15 protein-coding genes are annotated in these 19,486 nt (G+C 57.9%); 11 read left to right on the forward strand and 4 right to left on the reverse strand.

Annotation, left to right across the window (positions count from 1 at the left end; all coding sequences use genetic code 11):
- Window positions 1-33: 33 nt before the first annotated feature.
- Window positions 34-942, reverse strand: coding sequence for a type I methionyl aminopeptidase (gene map, locus FYJ63_RS07625; protein ID WP_338106880.1), 909 nt, complete (start codon window positions 940-942; stop codon window positions 34-36).
- A gap of 74 nt (window positions 943-1,016) precedes the next feature.
- The gene (gene panB, locus FYJ63_RS07630) at window positions 1,017-1,841 is read right to left on the reverse strand and encodes a 3-methyl-2-oxobutanoate hydroxymethyltransferase (protein ID WP_154545406.1); all 825 of its coding nucleotides are present in this window, start codon (window positions 1,839-1,841) and stop codon (window positions 1,017-1,019) included.
- Window positions 1,842-1,964: 123 nt separating this feature from the next.
- Between panB and FYJ63_RS07635 the strand changes: the two genes are divergently transcribed.
- The 3 genes from FYJ63_RS07635 to pheT all read left to right on the forward strand — a co-directional run bounded on the left by FYJ63_RS07635 (window position 1,965) and on the right by pheT (window position 7,531).
- Entirely contained in the window at window positions 1,965-3,686 is a 1,722-nt protein-coding gene (locus tag FYJ63_RS07635) for a C69 family dipeptidase (RefSeq protein WP_154545408.1), read from the forward strand.
- 126 nt (window positions 3,687-3,812) lie between these two features.
- Complete coding sequence (pheS, locus tag FYJ63_RS07640; RefSeq protein ID WP_154545410.1) at window positions 3,813-4,892, forward strand: phenylalanine--tRNA ligase subunit alpha; 1,080 nt, start codon at window positions 3,813-3,815, stop codon at window positions 4,890-4,892.
- Window positions 4,893-4,894: 2 nt separating this feature from the next.
- Window positions 4,895-7,531 (forward strand): phenylalanine--tRNA ligase subunit beta, encoded by a 2,637-nt coding sequence (gene pheT / locus FYJ63_RS07645; RefSeq protein ID WP_154545412.1) that lies wholly within the window; start codon window positions 4,895-4,897, stop codon window positions 7,529-7,531.
- 155 nt (window positions 7,532-7,686) lie between these two features.
- On the opposite strand, the gene ucpA is transcribed toward pheT, so the two are convergent.
- On the reverse strand, window positions 7,687-8,484 hold the full coding sequence (gene ucpA / locus FYJ63_RS07650; RefSeq protein ID WP_154545414.1) for an SDR family oxidoreductase UcpA: 798 nt from the start codon (window positions 8,482-8,484) through the stop codon (window positions 7,687-7,689).
- A gap of 170 nt (window positions 8,485-8,654) precedes the next feature.
- Entirely contained in the window at window positions 8,655-9,533 is an 879-nt protein-coding gene (locus FYJ63_RS07655; protein ID WP_229770065.1) for a hypothetical protein, read from the reverse strand.
- Window positions 9,534-10,002: 469 nt separating this feature from the next.
- Between FYJ63_RS07655 and FYJ63_RS07660 the strand changes: the two genes are divergently transcribed.
- The 8 genes from FYJ63_RS07660 to argB all read left to right on the forward strand — a co-directional run bounded on the left by FYJ63_RS07660 (window position 10,003) and on the right by argB (window position 19,475).
- Entirely contained in the window at window positions 10,003-11,124 is a 1,122-nt protein-coding gene (locus FYJ63_RS07660; RefSeq protein WP_154545418.1) for a 6-phosphofructokinase, read from the forward strand.
- 76 nt (window positions 11,125-11,200) lie between these two features.
- Window positions 11,201-11,683: a NifB/NifX family molybdenum-iron cluster-binding protein gene (locus FYJ63_RS07665; protein WP_229770066.1), complete on the forward strand. Its 483-nt coding sequence runs from the start codon at window positions 11,201-11,203 to the stop codon at window positions 11,681-11,683.
- Between the two features lie 63 nt (window positions 11,684-11,746).
- Complete coding sequence (locus tag FYJ63_RS07670; protein WP_154545420.1) at window positions 11,747-12,403, forward strand: DUF1287 domain-containing protein; 657 nt, start codon at window positions 11,747-11,749, stop codon at window positions 12,401-12,403.
- Between the two features lie 155 nt (window positions 12,404-12,558).
- Window positions 12,559-14,976: an RNA ligase gene (locus FYJ63_RS07675; protein ID WP_154545422.1), complete on the forward strand. Its 2,418-nt coding sequence runs from the start codon at window positions 12,559-12,561 to the stop codon at window positions 14,974-14,976.
- 107 nt (window positions 14,977-15,083) lie between these two features.
- Window positions 15,084-16,160, forward strand: a complete 1,077-nt coding sequence (argC, locus tag FYJ63_RS07680) for an N-acetyl-gamma-glutamyl-phosphate reductase (protein WP_154545424.1) — start codon at window positions 15,084-15,086, stop codon at window positions 16,158-16,160.
- Between the two features lie 154 nt (window positions 16,161-16,314).
- Window positions 16,315-17,223, forward strand: coding sequence for a diacylglycerol/lipid kinase family protein (locus tag FYJ63_RS07685; protein WP_338106881.1), 909 nt, complete (start codon window positions 16,315-16,317; stop codon window positions 17,221-17,223).
- 114 nt (window positions 17,224-17,337) lie between these two features.
- Window positions 17,338-18,501 carry a bifunctional glutamate N-acetyltransferase/amino-acid acetyltransferase ArgJ gene (argJ, locus tag FYJ63_RS07690; RefSeq protein ID WP_154545428.1) on the forward strand — a complete coding sequence of 388 codons (1,164 nt, stop codon included), beginning with the start codon at window positions 17,338-17,340 and terminating at the stop codon, window positions 18,499-18,501.
- Between the two features lie 65 nt (window positions 18,502-18,566).
- A complete protein-coding gene (gene argB / locus FYJ63_RS07695; RefSeq protein ID WP_154545430.1) occupies window positions 18,567-19,475 on the forward strand; it encodes an acetylglutamate kinase in 909 nt (302 codons plus the stop codon).
- Window positions 19,476-19,486: the final 11 nt, after the last annotated feature.

Raw genomic sequence — 19,486 nt, forward strand, 5'->3', positions numbered from 1 at the left:
ATGGGATAGTCGGCGTTTGCCCAAATTGCGCGGCTATGCGTGGTTGGAGGGCCAGGTGAGAATTTCCCCGCCGTGTTCGGTCACGACAATCGTGTGCTCGAACTGGGCGGTTCTCCCGCGGTCTTTCGTCACGACCGTCCAACCGTCCGACCATTGCTCCCAGGCGATGGTTCCCAAGGTCAGCATGGGTTCAATCGTGAAAACCATGTTCTCTTCCATCACCGTGTCGTAACGCGGCGAGTCGTAGTGAGGGATAATCAAACCCGAGTGGAAGGCCTCGCCTACGCCGTGACCGGTGAAATCGCGAACCACCCCGTATTCAAATCGCTCCGCATAAGACTCGATGACCCGCCCGATAACATTTATGGAACGTCCCGGCTTACAGACCTTGATGGCGCGCATCATGGCCTCTTCAGTGCGCTCGCAAAGCAAGCGCGACTCCTCGTCAATCTCGCCGACCGGAAACATCGCGCAGGTGTCGCCGTGAACCCCGTCTTTATAGGCGGTGATGTCGAGGTTAATAATGTCGCCTTCCTCAAGGGGGCGATCGTCAGGAATCCCGTGGCAGATGCACTCGTTTACCGATGTGCAAATCGATTTACGGAATCCCATATATCCGAGACACGACGGGTAAGCACCGTGGTCACAGATATATTCATGGGCCACGCGGTCGATGGCGTCGGTCGTGACCCCCGGGGCGATAATTTTGCCGGCTTCCACAATGGCATCGGCCGCGATCCGACCGGCGGCGCGGATTTTTTCAATCGTCTCCGGGCTTTTTACATCCGAAGCCGTGACGCGTTCGGGGCCGTCATGGAACATATATTCCGGGCGGGGGATTTGCGCCGGAACCGGCAGCGTCGCCGAAATCCGCCCCGGCTTCAGGTTCCCGAGCGGGGCGCGCCTTGCCAGTTCATCAAACTTCGTTTTCTTATGTAACACTCTTAGTCACCTCTTGTTTATGTTACCGCGTGGGACGATGGGGGCGTGCTTCATCGTCCCACGCCCCCATCGTTTCAGTCTTGGTGGTAGTTTTCGGGGGCGGGGAAGGACCGGCTTACGACCGCGTCACGATAAGCCGCGGCGGCGCGAGCCAGCTCGGCGCCAACCGCCCCAAACTGGTGGGCAAATGACGGCTTCCAATCCTGCATCCCCGCCATGTCAGCCCACACGAGAACCTGTCCAGCAGCATCTGGACCAGCCCCGATACCGATAATCGGAATCTCGAGCCTCTTCGTGGCCGCGGCAGTCGTGGAGGCCGGAACCATCTCGAAGACGACCGAAAAAACGCCGGCCTCTTGCAGAGCTTCCGCATCCGCAAGCAGCGCTGCCGCAGCGTCCCCGCGACCCTGCAACCTTTTGCCGCCGAGCTGGTTTTCGGATTGGGGAGTGAAACCGAGGTGACCCATGACGTTTATGCCCGCGTCCACAATGGCTTTGACCTGCGGGAAAATCCGCCTCCCACCCTCGAGTTTAACGGCTGCCGCACCGGCCCGAACCAAGGCGACGGCGGAATCAACTGCCTGGGCAGGGGAGGACTCATACGTTCCAAGCGGCAAGTCGGCGACAATCAGGGCACGCTTAGCCCCGCGAGCCACGGCCGCGGTGGCGCGAACCATGTCATCAAGGTCTACCCCGATAGTGGACTCCATACCGAGCATCGTCGTCCCGTAAGAATCACCCACGAGAATCATGTCGATTCCGGCCTCGTCAATAATCCGCGCGGTCATCGCGTCGTATGCCGTCAACATCGTCAAAGGACGACCGGCCTCGAAATATTGGGCTACGTGTTGAATTCGGAAGGGTTTTCCCGCTTTGGGGCCAATTTCGCTTTCAGTCATAAGTGTCTCCTTAGTGAATACCCCTCTAATCCTATGCCTTGGATGAGGTGCGAGTCTAAGATGGGAAAGGTCAATTGATGGAGTTACCTCAGATTAGAGGGTCAAGAATTAAGGGGAAAATTCATGGGATGCACCACGATTATTGTGGGGAAAAACGCGAGCGCTAACGGAGCGACGATTATGGCGCGGACGGACGATTCGGGTCACGGCTCGTTTTCGGCCAAGAAATTCGAGGTCATCCCGCCAAATGACTCGCCTTCGACCTATCGTTCGGTGCTTTCCCATGTCGAGGTGCCCCTGCCAGCGGGCGGCCTTCGCTACACGCGCTTCCCCGATGTGGACGGCAAGAAAGGGCTCTGGGCGGGTGCGGGGATAAACTCCGCGCTGGTTTCCATGACCGCGACCGAGACTTTGACAACCAACGAGCGGGTCTTGGCCGCTGACCCCTTGGTGGAGCTCCAGGAGGCCGTCAGCAAGCCTGGAGACCCCGATTACAAACCCGAAATCCCCGGTGGGATTGGCGAGGAAGACATGGTGGTCCTGGTCCTGCCCTATATTCACTGCGCCCGCGAAGGGGTCACACGCCTTGGTGAACTCCTCGAAACATACGGCACCTACGAGATGAACGGAATCGGTTTCGCCGACCGCGACGAGGTGTGGTGGCTCGAAACAGTCGGGGGACATCACTGGTTGGCGCGGCGCTTGCCCGATGACTGCTATGCCGTCATCGCGAACCAGTTTTCGCTGGATTACTTCGACTTCGAGGATGCTTTCGGGGAGGCCCGCGAGTATATGTGTTCGGCTGACCTGCGCGAGTTTGTGGCGGAAAATCACCTTGACCTTGGCCTTTATGAACTGTCTCGCGAGCGAGATCCCGAACCGATACCGGTCGAACTCGAAGGAAATCCGGTTCTGGGCTTCTCGGTTAGTAACTCCTTCAATCCTTCCCAGACTCCCGAGTCTGCAGTCATCAATCCGCGCCTGGCTTTCGGTTCCCGAACCGACTCGGATCACACCTACAACACCCCACGCGTCTGGGCCTTGCAAAGATTCTTCAACCCCGGCGCTGACTGGGACGGGCCGGAGGCCTATCTTCGCCCCGACTCCGATGACCTGCCGTGGTGCCGGGAGCCGGAGCGCAAAATCACGATGGAAGACGTGAAATACGCCGAGTCCTACCACTACCAGGGCTTGCCTTTTGACCCCTATGCGCGCCCCGAACAGGCCATGACCGGCGGGGCGGACAAGCGCGGAATCTACCGCCCGATCGGTATCAACCGCACGAACTTTGATGCCTTCCTGGAGCTGCGCCCGGGCGTACCTGAAGCGGCGTGTGGACTCAACTGGATTGCGTTTGGGGCGATGCCTTTCAACACGGCCGTGCCGTTTTATGCCAATGTGCGCGCGGTTCCGGAATACCTTGGGGGGACGACGCCACGGGTCACGACCGAGTCGCATTATTGGGAAAACCGAATCATCGCCGCGCTGGTGGATGCGCATTTTCACCAAGCGATTGCCCACGTTGAGCGCTACCAGCAGGCCACTGTGGCGAAGGCCCTGGCGGTGGTGGCCAAGACCGATCGGGCGGTGTGGGAGCTTCTTACCGCGGGTTCCGCGGGTTCTGCGAACTCACCGGATTCAGGGGATTCAACAAAGGCCAGCGCGACAAGCGAGGCAGAAAACGTCGTGGCTCTTGTGGAAAACCCAAAGGTACAAGCGCTCCTCGAGGCCGCAAACGAGGAAATCGCCGCGATGCTGAAGCGGGAGACCGATGACCTCCTCGACAAGGTACTTTTCGAGGCTTCCCTGAACATGCACTGCGCGTTTTCCCGCGATGATGCCTAGGTTGGCTTTTCCGCGGCATAGAAAACCGGTGATTACCGAGCGAGGTCGCATTTCGGCAAAGCCCTTTTTTCGACTAAGGTTTAAAGGTATTTGCCTTTGGGAAAGAACCAGGAAAAAGAGGGAAGAATGAGCGAAAACGTGTTGAGTCCGCTGGACGCGGAAGGCTTGGAAACGGAGGTCGCCGCGGCTTTGGCGGCGATTGCGGCAGCGGCGGATACCGAAGAACTGAAAGCCGCCCGGACGAGGTATAACGGCGATAAGGCGCCGCTAACTCTGGCAAAACACGAGATCAAGAACCTTGACCCCGCCGACAAGGCGACCGCCGGGAAGAATCTCGGGGCTGCCCAAGGTCGGGTTCGCGCGGCTTTGGACGAAAAAACTGCGGAGCTTCAAGCCGCGGCAGGAGAGGCGCGGTTGGTCGCCGAACGAGTCGATGTGACCGCGATTCCCGCCCGTCAACCCCTCGGGGCGCGCCACCCCTTGATGGTTATTGAAGAAGAGATCGAGAACTTTTTCGTCTCGATGGGCTGGGACATTGCTCAAGGCCCCCAGGTGGAACACGAATGGTTCAACTTCGATGCCTTGAACTTTGACACCGACCATCCAGCGCGCCAGATGCAAGACACGCTTTACATTGACTCCGCCTCGGTTGGGGGCTCGGCAGAGAATCCGGCGAACCTGGTTCTGCGGACTCACACTTCGCCGGTGCAAGCCCGCGTTTTGACCACACGCGAACTGCCGATTTATGTGGCAGTCCCGGGGAAAGTTTTCCGCGCTGATGAACTCGATGCGACCCACTCGCCGGTCTTCAACCAGGTCGAAGGGCTCGCGGTCGATAAGGGGCTTACAATGGCCCACTTGAAAGGCACTTTGGATCATCTCGCGCGGGCCATGTTCGGGGAAGAGGCAAAAACCCGTTTCCGGCCTTCGTTCTTCCCCTTTACGGAGCCGAGCGCGGAAGTTGACCTGTGGTTCCCGCAAAAGAAAGGTGGCCCGGGCTGGATCGAATGGGGCGGCTGCGGCATGGTGAACCCCAACGTTTTGCGCGCTTGCGGGGTGGATCCGAACGTTTATCAAGGATTTGCTTTCGGAATGGGCATTGAGCGGACGCTCATGCTCCGTCACGGGATTGAAGATATGCACGACATTGTGGAAGGCGACGTGAGGTTCTCGAACCAGTTCGGCGTCTTTGGGAAGGGGTGCTAAGAATGGCTTTTGTATCGATTGAATGGCTGGGGCGCTGGTGTGAGGTTCCTTCAGGATTGAGCGCGACGCAGTTGGCGAAAGACCTCGTTCGCGTGGGTCTCGAGGAAGAAACGATTCACAGTTCCGGTGTGACCGGGCCCTTGGTTTGCGGCGAGGTCGTCCGGATGACTCCGGAAACTGCCTCGAACGGCAAGACCGTGAACTACTGCCGCGTGAATGTCGGCGAGTTCAATGATGTCCCAGGGGAGGGGAAAGAGCCCTCCGACGTTGCCTCCCGCTCGATTATCTGTGGCGCACATAACTTTAAGGTCGGCGACCACGTGGTGGTTTCGCTTCCCGGCGCGGTTTTGCCCGGAGACTTCAAGATTGCTACCCGTAAGACCTACGGGCATATTTCCGACGGCATGATTTGCTCTGCCCGAGAACTCGGACTGGGAGAAGACCACTCCGGAATCATTGTTTTGGAGGATTATCTGGGAGAGCGCGGGATTGAGGTACCGCCGGTTGGGAGCGACCTGCTTCCGGTTTTGGGACTCAACAAGGAGCTGCTGGAAATCAATATCACTCCCGATCGCGGTTACTGCTTCTCTATGCGCGGGGTGGGGCGCGAATACTCCCACTCCACCGGCACGAAGTTCACCGACTGGGGGCTTGCTGCGAACCTCGCGGAGGGCAAAGCACCCGCCGCGAACGATGACGGCTTCAAGGTCGAAATCGAAGATGACGCCCCGATTCGCGGGCGGGTCGGTTGCGACCGTTTTGTGGCCCGCGTGGTGCGCGGCTTCGACCCGGGTGCGAAGACCCCCGACTGGATGGTGGCCCGCCTCGAGAGCGCCGGAATGCGTTCGATTTCCCTGCCGGTGGACGTGACGAACTATGTCATGCTTGACCTCGGCCAGCCGATGCACGCCTATGACCTTGACAAAGTGGAGGGTCCGATTGTGGTGCGCCGCGCGGCGCCTGGGGAAAAACACACGACCCTTGATGACGTGGAGCGCACCTTGGACGCCGAGGATTTACTCATTACGGACTGTCAGGGCGGGCGCGGGGCGCGCGTTCTTGGTATCGCCGGCGTGATGGGCGGAGCCGACACGGAAATGACCGCCGGGTCCTCTAATGTGTTGCTGGAGGCCGCGCACTTTGATGCAGTCTCTGTGGCGCGTTCGGCGCGTCGCCACAAATTGCCGACCGAAGCCTCCAAGCGTTTCGAACGTGGCACTGACCCTGAACTCCCGCCTGTGGCCGCCCAGTACGCCGCGGAGCTCCTGGTGGAATACGGTGGCGGCACGATTGATGCCGGTGTAACCGACGTGAACCACACCGCGCCGATGCCGGTGGTAACGATGGGTTACGGCGAGCCAAGTGGGCTTGTCGGAGTCGATTACAGCGTGGAACGTTGCGAAGACCTGCTTCGAGCCATCGGGTGCGATGTCGCGCGCGATGATGCCACCGAGACGTTCACTGTGAATCCGCCATCTTGGCGCCCTGACCTGGTCGGTCCGGCGCACTTGATTGAAGAAATCGCTAGGCTCGACGGTTTCGACAAGATTCCTTCCCTCGTTCCGGTCGGGCCGGGGGCGGAAGGCCTGCCGGAAAACCTGCGTTCGCGTCGCGAAGTTAGCGAGACTTTAGCGCAGGCTGGCCTTACCGAAGTCATGACCTATCCTTTCCTGGGGGAGGAGCACGATCGCCAGGGATTCCCGCTTGATGACCCGAGGCGCGAGACCGTGAAGCTGGCGAACCCGCTGGCCGATGACGCGCCGGCGCTGCGAACCTCCGTTTTGGACACGCTCTTGGACACTGCTTCGCGAAATGTCTCGCGCGGAAATGAGCGCGTGGCGATTTTCGAGGTGGACCAGGTGGCGCTGGCTCACGGGGTCGAGCCCGCGCCGATTCCCGGTGTGGAGGATCGTCCGAGTGAAGAGGAAATGAAGGCGCTTCGTGCCGGTGTCCCAAGACAGCCCTGGCATGTCGCTGCAGTTTTGGCCGGCAATGCTTTCGAGGCTGCTCCGGGAGAACCCGCCCGAGCTTGGGACTATGCCGATGCGATTGGCTTAGCGCTGCGGGTCGCCGCGTCCCAAGGGCTCGCGGTGCGTCCCGAGGCGGTCGACACCCCCTCCGCCGCCAACGCGGCCAAGCCCGGAGCCTCCGTGGCGCCCTTCCATCCCGGTCGCGTCGCCCAGATTCGGGTCGGTGCAGAATCCGGCGGGAAAGTTCTCGGGCACGCCGGAGAACTCAACCCGAAGGTTTGTGAGGCTTTCGGTCTGCCCTTGCGGACCTGCGCCTTTGAGATTGATTTGGATGCGATTGAAAAGGCCCGCCCGAAGGAGGCTTTCCAGTTGCGGCCTGTTTCGACTTTCCCGGTCGCGAAGGAGGATCTCGCGTTCGTGGTGGACGCAGACGTTTCGGCTTTGAAGGTGCAAAACGCCATTGCGAAAGCGGCGGGAGCCACCCTGGAAGACGTGCGCTTGTTCGATACCTTTGCAGGCGAGCAGTTGGGCGAGGGCAAGAAATCGCTGGCCTTTGCGCTGCGCCTGCGGGCCGCGGATCACACCTTGGAAGCCAAGGAGATCAAGGAAATCCGCGGGCGTATCATCGCCAAGGTCGAGAAAACCTGTCGAGCCACTTTGCGGGCCTAGTCGCCCGGCGGATCAGTGCGATTTTGGCCATGAGTGGAAATAGTGGCAGCAATGTCCAAAATCGCACTGGTTACGTAACCATCCGCCGTTACCAAGACCAGAAGGCCCAGCGATATGATCCAGCTTGAACCGTGTAAAACCCCATCAGGAAAAGGTTAGTTGGTTCCCATTGAGGTGGTTTCCGGCAGTGTTGCGGCGCCGTCAATGACAATCTGGGCGCCAGTAATATAGCTGGACTCGTCACTTCCCAGGAACGCAAATAATTCCCCGACCTCTATCGGTTTCGCGAGGCGTCCCAAGGGCACGTTACGGGCGATGTCGTCAATCGCTGCCTCCGGATTTTCCGGATTGGATTCGGTCGCCATCTTCTCCACCATCGGCGTGCGCGCATACCCGAGTTGGGAGCAGTTCACCCGAATATTGCGGTTCGCGTATTCCACTGCAAGGCACTTGGTGAGCCCCACCAAAGCTGCTTTGGTTGTGGCATAGGCGGCCTCGCCCGGATCCGCCACCAAGTCCCCAGTCACGGAAGAAGCGATGACGATGGCCCCGCCGCCTTGGGAAAGCATCTGGGGGATAGCGCTCTGGCAGGTGTTCCACACGCCCTTGATGTTGACATCAATATGGAAATCTCGCATTTCGTCAGTCATCTCTTCAAAAGGCGCTAACTGGCAGACCCCGGCATTAGCGCAAACCACATCGAGCCTCCCGAAAGTGGCTACGGTCTTGGCAACCGCCTCGCGCATCGCAGACTTGTCGGTGACATCGGCAGCTATTCCTATGACCTCGGTCTGGAAGGCTTTCTCGAGTTCGGATGCGGTCTCGGCCACTTTCGGAGATAAATCCACGAGACAGAGTTTTGCTCCGTGGCGCGCATAAGCCTCGGCGATACCTTTCCCAAGTCCCATAGCGGCGCCGGTGATAAGGGCAACTTTTCCGTCTAACTTAGCCATTTAACTCTCCTTTGAGCGAGGTTTGTTTCGGTAAAACTATTCTATCTGGGGCGGGCCTTCTAGGTGGGTCTTCTGTGAAGACAGGGGTATGGTTCGGTTGGATTCTCTGTAACTCGTGCGATTTTGGGCGTTGCTGCCACTATTGCCACTTATATCAGAAATCCCACAAGTTACGGACGAGACTTGCGACTCCGAGCTCTCGGACGGGTGCTTCCGCACGGTTTTGGAGGATTCCGGTGACGACGCTGTTTCAACAGAGAAGACAGGTATTCTCTGGTTTCATCCCACTCATACCAAATCTGAGGATAACTCAAACGAACAGTGAAATAGCCCTCATGCAGGGTCCTGATATCGCGCCAACGATCCTGGTAATAGCTGGTTTCTTTGTCGTGGAAGGCCAAGCTGTCGCACTCGACAATTCCGGATTGACCAAAGCGGATATCAACGCGTCCTATGCCTGAAATACGATGCTGGATTTTTACTGGCACACCTCGTTTTTGAAAGAACAACCGCACGCGGGTTTCACTTCCGGATTCTGCCCCAGGGGTGAAGAATTTCAAGGTTTGACGCTTGGAGGCTGGAGCATGTTTGATGAGATACCAGCAGTCATTCTCGCAAAGCGCGCCTTCGTGGAAAGCTGATTCCAGCAGGATCAGTCCGGTTTCCCCGTCGTGATACTTCAATACCTGGTGGAGGCAATCCCCGATAGGTGGCAAAAACGGGTGCGGTTTTTCGCTGCTGCGATGAAAGCAAACTGACTCTTTTGTAACTTGCAATGGGACATTCGAGGGAAGCGAAACATGGAGTTTATTCTTCTCCTGGGGAGGAATCCACAGACCATATTCCTTACAAGCGGATACGCACCCGATGGTTCCACCCAGTTTCACGGCCTTCACAGCTTCAGGGATTGCTGAGGGGGTGGCATACCATCCGCGCCTGATGGACACGAGCCTTTCGTTTTGGGAAAAAAGACGAATCTGATAGTCGGTAAATCCTTGCGACCTGAGTTGTTTTGTTGAGCATATGCCTGTTTCTGTGTTAAAAGTCATGTAAGAAAGCATATAGTATATTCAGACGCATGTAAAGGTGTTTAATGTACTATGTGAAACCTGCAATTTTGAGTTGTATCCGCAGTCTTCGCTGAAACTCGAGTTATTTTGGGCATTGCTGCCACTATTGCCACTGATGGCTTGAATCGCACGAGTTGCAGACTCCACTCGGATAATCCCCTGTCCCGGTGCTTCCAAATAACATAATCGTGTTTGGTAGCGCTTCATAACCTGTGGATAACTTGTTGATAAGTGTCAGTAAATGGCGTTGTGGTGCGGTTGATGGATGTGGATAGTTTCAAGTCTAAGTCCTGGTTTGGTGTTGCTTGGCGCGGTTAGTGGGCGTTCTGGCTCGTCTATAAAGCGGAAGTGAAATTTTCGTTAAGAGATGGGCGATAGAATAGAAACTGAAAGACCCCCTGCAAAGACAATAAGGTCTGGTGGGGGAGAAAAGTTATAGGGGAGAAACATGGCTAAACGTGTGGGAATTTTGACCGCCGGCGGAGACGCGCCGGGTTTGAACGCAGCAATCCGCGGCTTCGGGAGAGCCGCGATTGGTGAATTCGGGATGGAACTGATTGGATTCCGTGACGGAATGCGGGGCCTGGCGGAAAACCGTTTCGTGACCCTAGACTCGAGTTCTCTCTCCGGAATTCTCACTGTTGGGGGCACCGTTCTCGGAACCTCGCGCGACAAGGTGCATCGCATGATGGTGGACGGGGTCGAAAAAGACATGACTGAAAAAATGGCCAAAGTCTATGAGAAAAACAAGCTCGACGCACTCGTCACCCTCGGAGGTGGCGGCACCGCGAAAAACGCGCTGCGCCTCCAAAAAGCCGGTTTGAACGTGGTTCATCTTCCCAAAACTATCGACAATGATATTTGGGGAACTGATGATTCCTTCGGGTTCGCCACTGCCCTCGAAATCGCCACCGAAGCGGTGGATCGTCTCCATTCCACGGCACACTCCCACCACCGCATCATCCTGGTCGAAATCATGGGACACCGCGCCGGATGGCTGGCGCTCGGGGCAGGTATCGCCGGCGGGGCGGACATTATCTTGATTCCCGAAATCCCCTACACCATTGAAAAGGTTGTCGAAAAAATCGAACAGCGCAAGAAGCAAGGTAAGCATTTTTCTGTTATCGCCGTCGCGGAGGGAGCGATGGATATCGAGTATGCTCAGCGAGTGAAAATCGCTGACCAGCTCATTAAGGACGCGGATTCCCCAGAGACCAAGGCGCTCGCGAAACACAACAAAGACCGCTTGACCGACTCCCACCGCGAGTCCACCTTTGAACTGGCCCGTAAACTCGAAGCCGCAACCGGCCTCGAATCTCGCGTCACCATTCTTGGCTATGTTCAGCGCGGCGGAACTCCGGTCGGGGCCGATCGCCTACTCGCGACCCGTCTCGGCACGGCTGGAGCAGCGGCGGTCGCTGACGGAGCCGGTGGCATCATGATTGCCACCAAAGGCGGGGAAACCACCACCGTGTCTTTGGAAAAGACCGCGGGACGTATCAAGTATGTTCCGAAAGACCACGACTGGGTGAAGGCTGCTCGCGAGGTGGAAACCGGACTTGGTGACTAGCCCCACTGGGTTTGCCCAGGTGCGCCGAAAGCTCTCCTAAAGTGCGCTGGCTCGGCAAGACCGCTAGGCTTGGCTCATGGAAATGAATCTGAATATTCGCTCCCGCAGCAGTCTTAGCGGGGATTTCATGAACTCAGACGAAGAGGCCGCTTGGCTGGCCGAAAAACTTCTTTCCCTCGCCCCCGCGGAGGGGGAGCCGGTAAAAGTAACGGTGAATGTCTTGGGCTCAGAAGTTGGCGGCGGTCTCGGAAGAGCCCGCGAAATGGCTGTGGCCAGTGTTGATGCCTCCGGAAAGGTGACAGATTGGCGGGTTGAAGAAGTCGGTTGGGACGTCCTGCATGACCAGGGTCCGGAGGGATCCCACCACGGGCGAATCGTGACTTTCATGCGTGAGAATCAAATCAACGCGGTCGTTGCCGGTCACGCCGGTCCGCCAATGGTTAACACCTTGGTCAAACTCGGGGTTTTTCCGGTGCTGGGGCTGACCGGAGACGCGCGAGAGGCTGCGGCAGCGGCAGCGACGCGGTACCGCGAAGTCATCAAGGGGCAGGCAGCATAAGCGGATTCGAGTTAACAAAAAAGCGACCTCTGAAAGAGCCTAAGGATTCAGTAAGGAAGGAAGATGACCAGGAAGCGGAGGCTGAAAGCGGGGATAGCACTTCTCGCGGGTCTGAGCGCGCTGGCTGTCGGCTGGCTCGTGTTTTTGACTTTTATCGCTCCTCAAAGCGGCTGGCGACTTCCTGACCAGTGGCAGGGTCAAAACCTTAACCATCCCTCCACTGTCGGCCAAGAAATCCTCGACGGTGCGGTTAGCTACCTCGACACCAACCCTAGATATGACGGCAGTAAAATCTTTGCCGGCGGAGTTCCCACCGACGGCACCGGAGTCTGCACCGATGTCGTCTGGTACGGAGCAAAGGCCGCGGGAATGGACCTCAGAACCCTTGTTGACGAGGATCGTCACGCCGATCCAGCAGCCTACGCCGCTACCGCTCCCGCGGGGGAACAACCAAATGCGGACATTGATTACCGACGGGTAAGGAACCTGATTGTGTATTTCAACCGGCACGCCCAGGCACTCACGACTGACAAGTCTGACATCGAGGCCTGGCAGCCGGGGGATATCGCGGTTTTTCGCGAACATGTCGGGGTGATTTCGGACCGGCGGGGCGCCGATGGGGTGCCTTTCGTGATCCACCACGAGGGCGGATTGATGAACCGTTTTGAAAAAGATGTCCTGAATGAACGGGAGATTCTCGGGCATTACCGGCTCGGCTGAGGGGCGCGGTTGAATTCCGCGATTAATGGGGAATAACGAGATAGGGCGGGATCTAGTGCGCACATTCGGGACGCAGCAAGCCCGCAGGGTAATCCAAGGCGGTATTGTAGGGGACAAAGCAATTGCATTCGCTTTGCAAAATTTGAAGGAAAATTATGCGGAAACTGTTTATTCTCCACGGAGTCCCCGGCTCGGGCAAGACTCATCTCGTGCAAACGCTCGGGATGGAGCGCCACGCTTTGGGCCTCGACATGGTGCGGGAAATTTTTTCAGGGGAGCATTCCACGACGGACGGCTTCACCTCCATGATGCTGCGCGGACACAAGCGGGTCGCGGCAGTGGCTTACGAGGCTTTGGAGGCGCGCCTCGACCTGGGGGATCTGCTGTTTTGGGACGCAACGACTTTGAGTGAGAAAGACATTCCGCGGTTGGTCGGGATGTCGCGCGATTATGGCTACACGCCTTACGTGGTAAACCTCCAGGCAGGGCTTGATTGGGAGACAATCCGCTTGCGCAATCTCGAGCGGGGCAATGACCGGCTGGAAGAATCCGCGCTCCGAAAAATGTTTGACCGCGGGGGAGAGCCGCTGTCGCGGGTGGTTCCGGCAGGAGTGGAAGTAATCGAAGGCTTCGATGAGGCAACAAGGCGGATTCCGGAGATCTTGGCCGTGGAGGATGCGCCGGTTGACCTTGATAAATACGAGAAAATCGTGGTTTTTGGGGATATCCAGTCCTGCTCCGATGCTTTAGGCCAAGCCGTCGCGGAACACGGCGGGGAGAATGGTCTCGATAACGCCGCCAATGCTTGGATTTTTGTCGGCGACCTGTTCGACCGCGGGCCAGACGCGGCCGGTGTCTTCGAGATGCTCAAAAAACCGCGGGAAAACGTGTTCCTCGTGGAAGGGAATCACGACACGAACCTGCGCCGCGTCGTGAACCGAACCGCCAGCGGGAAAAGTTACCGCGACACTCGGACGAGCCTCGAGTCGATTCTCGCCGCCGGACACGGGACGGCCGAGGTCAAGGAGCTTCTCGGGCGGATGCGGATGGGTTTCGCCTTCACGTATCGAGGCGAAAACTATGTTGTCACCCACGGCGGGGTGGATTTTTCGCGGGTTGCTCCCGCTCCCGCGGGCGGTTTTCCGATGCGACTGTCCGACCACTCCACCTGGGAGCTCGTCTTTGGAACCTCAGGGCGGCCCGAAACCTATTCGGGAAACTGCGACTACGGGATGGACACGAGCGCATTTGCGAGCTCCGAGCTGATCCAGTTCCATGGCCACCGCAATAACGTCAACACCGCCTCTCCGCGCCCCGCCACGGTGAACGGGCGGGTCTATAACCTCGAGGCGCGAGTCGAACACGGAGGAGTATTGCGGGTCGTGGTCCTCAGCGGCGCGGGCGTGGAATGTTTTGAATATCGCGACAACCAGGTCGTAGCTTGGCAAGCTCTGCGGGCCGAGTCCGTGGTCTTCTCGGAGGAGGTCTCCGATGGTTCCGGTTCAGCAAGTGCCACCCCGATTTCAGGCGAGACTCCAAGGCCTGAGAACAAGACGACAGCGGGGGAGACCCCTGCTGACAGCGCCAACATCGCCGAACTCATCCGCAGCGGCGATCCGAAAGACCCCAAAGTGATTCTCGCAAAACTGCGGGTGAGCCCCTACATCCGCGAATCAGTCGTTCGCGGGGACATTCACGCCTTCAACTTCACCCGCGAAGCCTTCGCCAAAGGAATGTGGGATGAATCCACCGTGGCTGCCCGCGGGCTTTTCGTTCGCGGCCAAGACGTTGTAGCTAGGGGATATGAGAAGTTTTTCGAGATTAATGACTTTTCCGGACACGGATTTACCCGCGCCGAAGTCGAAGGTGAGCTGTTCGAATACCCTTGCCGACTCGCCACAAAAGAAAACGGTTTTCTGGGGCTTGTGGCCGCGGTGGACGGGGAGCTCACGGTGTTTTCCAAGTCTGGAATAACGGACTATTCCGAGGCGGCCGCAGCGATGCTGCGTGAGGCTCTCGGTTCGGTGGAACGCGAGGTGGCTTTGACCGAGCGGTTGGAGGCGTCGAACGTGACGCTTGCCTGCGAGATGATTATGTTGAATGACCCGCACGTGATTTACCATGATAAAGCCGAGGTCGTCGTTCTTGATGCCATCAAGAACGACTGGCAATTCGCGGTTGATGACGCGGTGGCCGACGCGGTGGCGGGGGAATTCGGGCTGCGCCGAGCGAGCGTGCGGATGCTGGAAACCCCGGAGGAGTTCGACATTCGCGCCCTCGCCGCCGAGGCAGGGGAGGGGTTCGTGCTTCGCGACCAGGCGGGGCGCATGGTGAAAATCAAAACCCAGTTCTACCGCAACATTAAGCGCGTGCGCTCGGAGTTTAACCGTGTCGTCGCCGGCCGTTCGCGTCATCTTCCCGAGGCTTACGCCGAGGTCGAAGACGTTTTACGCGAAGCCGACGTGTGGGGGAACTGGGAGGAATATCTCGTCATCACTCCTGGCGGGAGAGAAACCCTTGACCTGCCACGCCTCATCCATGATTTCCACCTGGAGTCTTATTTCCAAGAGTAGCTCCGGTTAATCTGAGCATAGAGAAGCTCCAGCGCCAGCATGGTATAAATATGCAAGGAAATGAATAATAATGTATAGTGGGGTTTTGAAGGCTAAAGGAGTGGATTATGAACGATTTCAATAAGGTGAAAGTCGCGGTCGCGGGGGCTTCCGGTTCGGCGGGAGGAGAGATTTTGCGGCTTCTGCTCGGCCACCCCAGCATCGAAATCGGCGCGCTGACGGCCTCGAGCTCTGTGGGCGAGCCCTTGCGAAACCACCACCCACACCTCTTCGACCTCGCAAATCGCATTCTCGAGCCAACAGACTCCGAACATCTACGCGACCACGATGTCATCTTTTTGGGACTCCCACACGGGGCTTCCGCCGAGGTTACGAACGCACTCAGAGCCTCCGGATCCAAAGCAATCCTTATTGATGCCGGCGCGGATCATCGACTCACCGACCCCCAGGCTTGGCGCGATTACTATCATTCCGAGCCGGCTGAGCCCTGGACTTATTCGATGCCCGAACTCTTGCATCAAGGAGAAACTCGGGCCAAAGCTCAAAGAGAAGCTCTTGCTGGCGCGCGTGAAATCGCGGTGCCAGGCTGTAACGTTACGGCCGTGACTTTGGCGCTCCAACCCGCCGTGGCCGCGGGTCTCATTGACCCCAAAGACATAGTTGCCAACCTCGCGGTCGGCTATTCCGGGGCGGGCAAGGGACTCAAGCCGCACTTGATGATGCTTGCCGGTCTCGGGAATGCCCAAGGATATTCGATGGCCGGAACCCACCGCCACATCCCCGAAATTATCCAAAACCTCCAGGTTGCCGGCGCGGGCGAGGTGAAGCTCTCCTTTACTCCGGTTCTGGTTCCGATGAATCGCGGGATTCTCGCGACCGTGACCGCGCCGCTCACGGGCGGAAAAACCGCGGCCGACCTGCGCGCGGCCTACCAGGCAACCTGCGAGCCCGAGCCCTTGTTGGAATTTCTTCCCGAAGGTATCTGGCCGACCCTAACGATGGTGACAGGGTCGGCTAAAGCCGCTATCCAGGTCGCCGTGGATGAGCGCGCGGGTAAAGTTGTCGCCCAATGTGCCATTGATAACCTCGGGAAAGGCACGGCTTGTGCTGCAATTCAGGGGATGAATCTCGCACTTGGCTTGCCGGAGTTGACCGGAGTTCCGACGGTTTCCACCGCACCCTGACCCAGGCGTAGCCTGCCACAGATACAACCTGACCCAGATTTTGAGTGCGGCATCACCTCCAGACCCCGCTTCCGCTAAAGGGAATTTTGATTTGAAAACTCGGTTCGGGACAATGGAGAAAAGAACTCAATAAATGCATAGCCTAGGGGGTCTCGTGAGTAAAGCCATCGTCATTTTCAATCCCGCCAAAGTCCGTGAAGTCGATCCGTTTAAAGAAAGCCTGGGGAAGGTGGCCCAAGAAAACGGCTTCGAGCTCGAATATATCGAAACTGCCGAGGAGGATCCCGGCTTCGAGATGGCCGCCCAGGCCCGCGAAGCGAAGCCGGACTTGGTTATCGTCGCTGGTGGGGATGGTACAGTTCGGGTCGTGACCACGGAACTTCGGGAGACTGGAATTCCGGTGGCAATCCTTCCGGCAGGAACCACGAATCTCTTGGCTCGAAATCTCGGTATTTCCATGAATATGGACGAAGCTATCCAGACGGCCTTTGCGGGACGAACCCTAAAATTCGATCTCGTGAAAGTAACCCTGGGTCAGGGAAAAGACCCGAAATATTTCACCGGCATGGCCGGAGTGGGCATCGATGCCGAGGTGATGCACGGGGTGGAGGACAAACTCAAGAAACTGGTTGGGCCGGGCGCCTATGTCATGTCGTTTTTGCAACAAGTGGGGAGTAGCCCGTGCCGCGTCAAGGTCACCATTGATGACACTCGCGTTTTGAAACGAAAAACCACCTTGTTGATGGTGGGAAACACGGCTGAGCTAACCGGAGGAGTCAAACTCTTCCCCGAAGCAGACCCCACCGATGGCTCTCTGGAGTTGCTCCTGGGGGCGCCCACCGGATTCGCCAGTTGGCTCAAAGTCATTGGCGGAGTCTTGACTGGAAAGCGCAAAAACCAGGAAATGGAATATTTCACGGGAAAGAAATTCACTGTCGAAATCGCCCAGCCGACCGTGTGGGAGATGGACGGAGACGCCGAGGAACCGGCCCAGAGCTGGACTTTCGAGGTGCTGCCCGGGGCTTTGAGTGTGTGCGCGGGGGAACTTTCAGAAAGTAAGTAGGGAAGTAAGAGGGCGCTGACCAGGTATTTTCTCCTCACTTGCAAAAATATGCAGTGGCGCGTATATTTATAACTGTTGTGGTTATGAATAGCTTACGAGTAGGCAAGGAGCGAGATGAGCGTCACTTTCCCGCAAGGTTTTGAGGCCGGCGGAGCGCACGTGGGTTTGCGCGGCAAACTGCACCCAGATATGGCGATTGTCAAAAACCTCGGCCCGGAATACGGGGTCGCCGGAGTCTTCACCTCCAATCGGGTTTTTGCCGCTCCGGTGGGTCTCGACCGCGAGGTGGTGGCTCGTGGAAAAGCCGCGGCGGTGGTCGTGAATTCAGCAAATGCCAACGCCTGTACGGGGCAACAAGGGCGAAAAGATGCCGCGGCCATGGCGACCCACCTTGGTGAAACCCTCGGGGTGCCGAGCGAGGAATGCTTGGTGTGCTCTACCGGCATCATTGGTCGTGCCTTGGATATGCCGAAGATGCTCGCTGGCATTGAGCAAGTCGCCGCGGGACTGAGCGAGGAAGGGGGAGACGCGGCTGCTGAAGCCATCTTGACGACCGACACCAAGCCGAAAACGGCCCGGGCACAAAGCGCTACCGGATGGAAAATCGGGGGCATGGCCAAGGGGGCGGGAATGCTCGCCCCGGCGCTCGCCACGATGATTGTGGTCCTCACCACTGATGCCTCCTTCGAAGCTGCGAGCCTCCAGGCGACTTTGAAAGAAGTTGTGGATGAAACCTTCAACCGTCTCGACTCCGACGGCTGTATGTCCACTAACGACACGGTTTTACTGCTGGCCAATGGGGCGAGCGGGGTGAAAGCCGACCTGGATGAGTTCAAGACAAAGTTGCAAGAGGTTTGCCAGAATCTCGCGCTACAACTGTTGGGTGATGCTGAAGGGGCCCACCACGATGTGGAGATTCGCATCAAGGGGGCAGCAACAGTCGAAGGAGCGCTCTTTGCGGCCCGCACGATTGCGCGGTCAAATCTCGTGAAAACCGCCATTTACGGCAACGACCCGAACTGGGGGCGTATCTTGAGCCAGCTCGGAACTGTGCCGGAAGACGTGTTGCCTTTTGACCCGAGCGAGGTTGACGTGTCGATTAACGGTGTGACGGTCTGCCGAGCGGGAGGAATCGGGGAGAATCCCTACCTGGCCGATTTGAGTCCGCGCGAGTGCCGGATTCTAGTCGAGCTTCACGCGGGAGAGGAAGAAGCCTTTGTGTGGACCTCGGATCTCACCCACGAATATGTGCATATTAATGGGGACTACACGACATGATTTGCTGCGCCAGGAACGAGGCGTGCTGGCTACGCGATAATAACGACTGTTGAAAAGGAAAAAAGATGGCGATTACACCGCTGGAAAAAACCGAGGTGCTCCTCGAAGCAATGCCGTGGCTGCAGAGCTATCGCGGCTCCACGGTCGTGATTAAATACGGCGGTAACGCGATGATTAACGACGCGTTGCGCCGCGCCTTCGCCAAGGACATCATGTTCCTGCACCAAGTCGGCTTACGACCGGTCGTGGTTCACGGCGGCGGCCCGCAGATTACCGAGATGCTTGACCGGCTTGGCCTAGAAGCCCCCTTTATTGACGGCTACCGCGTCACCACTCCGGCAGTCATGGACGTGGTTCGCATGGTTTTGACCGGCAAAGTGCAACGCGAACTGGTCGGACTATTGAATGTCCACGAGTCTCTGGCCGTGGGAATCTCCGGAGAAGACGCCGCCCTGTTTCAGGCACGGAAGCGCAGAGCCCCCGAAGGGAAAGATCTCGGTCTCGTGGGCGATATTGTCAAAGTCCATCCCGAACCGGTCTTGGATATGCTCGACCACGGGAGAATCCCCGTGATTTCCTCGGTGGCTCCGGATGACCACGACCCCAACACGGTTCTCAACGTGAACGCGGACGCGGCTGCTTCAGCCCTGGCGGTGGCACTAAAGGCGCGGAAACTGGTGGTTTTGACCGACGTGGAAGGGCTGTACCGCGATATTAACGACAAGGACTCGTTGATTCGCTACCTCACCACTAGCGAGGTGGAGGCCATGCTTCCCACGTTGTCTTCGGGCATGATTCCGAAAATGCGCGCCTGCGTGGATGCGGTTCGTGGGGGAGCGCAACGCGCCACGATTATTGACGGGCGCATCCCTCACTCGATGCTATTGGAAATTGTCACGAATGAGGGAACCGGTACCGAGGTTATTCCTGATGACACTGCGGAAAAGGCCATCGAATTTCGGGCGCCACATTAGTCAAGCGAGCA

Origin of the sequence: Mobiluncus porci (assembly GCF_009695935.1) — a bacterium.
Classification (GTDB): Bacteria; Actinomycetota; Actinomycetes; order Actinomycetales; family Actinomycetaceae; genus Mobiluncus; species Mobiluncus porci.

Bases quoted from the DNA above. Each gene is read 5' to 3' on its own strand.
- FYJ63_RS07660 (WP_154545418.1), top strand. From the start codon at position 10,003: ATGGCTAAACGTGTGGGAATTTTGACCGCCGGCGGAGACGCGCCGGGT.
- panB (WP_154545406.1), bottom strand. From the start codon at position 1,841: ATGACTGAAAGCGAAATTGGCCCCAAAGCGGGAAAACCCTTCCGAATT.
- argC (WP_154545424.1), top strand. From the start codon at position 15,084: ATGAACGATTTCAATAAGGTGAAAGTCGCGGTCGCGGGGGCTTCCGGT.
- FYJ63_RS07665 (WP_229770066.1), top strand. From the start codon at position 11,201: ATGGAAATGAATCTGAATATTCGCTCCCGCAGCAGTCTTAGCGGGGAT.
- FYJ63_RS07655 (WP_229770065.1), bottom strand. From the start codon at position 9,533: ATGACTTTTAACACAGAAACAGGCATATGCTCAACAAAACAACTCAGG.
- FYJ63_RS07670 (WP_154545420.1), top strand. From the start codon at position 11,747: ATGACCAGGAAGCGGAGGCTGAAAGCGGGGATAGCACTTCTCGCGGGT.
- pheS (WP_154545410.1), top strand. From the start codon at position 3,813: ATGAGCGAAAACGTGTTGAGTCCGCTGGACGCGGAAGGCTTGGAAACG.
- ucpA (WP_154545414.1), bottom strand. From the start codon at position 8,484: ATGGCTAAGTTAGACGGAAAAGTTGCCCTTATCACCGGCGCCGCTATG.
- FYJ63_RS07635 (WP_154545408.1), top strand. From the start codon at position 1,965: ATGGGATGCACCACGATTATTGTGGGGAAAAACGCGAGCGCTAACGGA.
- pheT (WP_154545412.1), top strand. From the start codon at position 4,895: ATGGCTTTTGTATCGATTGAATGGCTGGGGCGCTGGTGTGAGGTTCCT.
- argB (WP_154545430.1), top strand. From the start codon at position 18,567: ATGGCGATTACACCGCTGGAAAAAACCGAGGTGCTCCTCGAAGCAATG.
- FYJ63_RS07675 (WP_154545422.1), top strand. From the start codon at position 12,559: ATGCGGAAACTGTTTATTCTCCACGGAGTCCCCGGCTCGGGCAAGACT.
- argJ (WP_154545428.1), top strand. From the start codon at position 17,338: ATGAGCGTCACTTTCCCGCAAGGTTTTGAGGCCGGCGGAGCGCACGTG.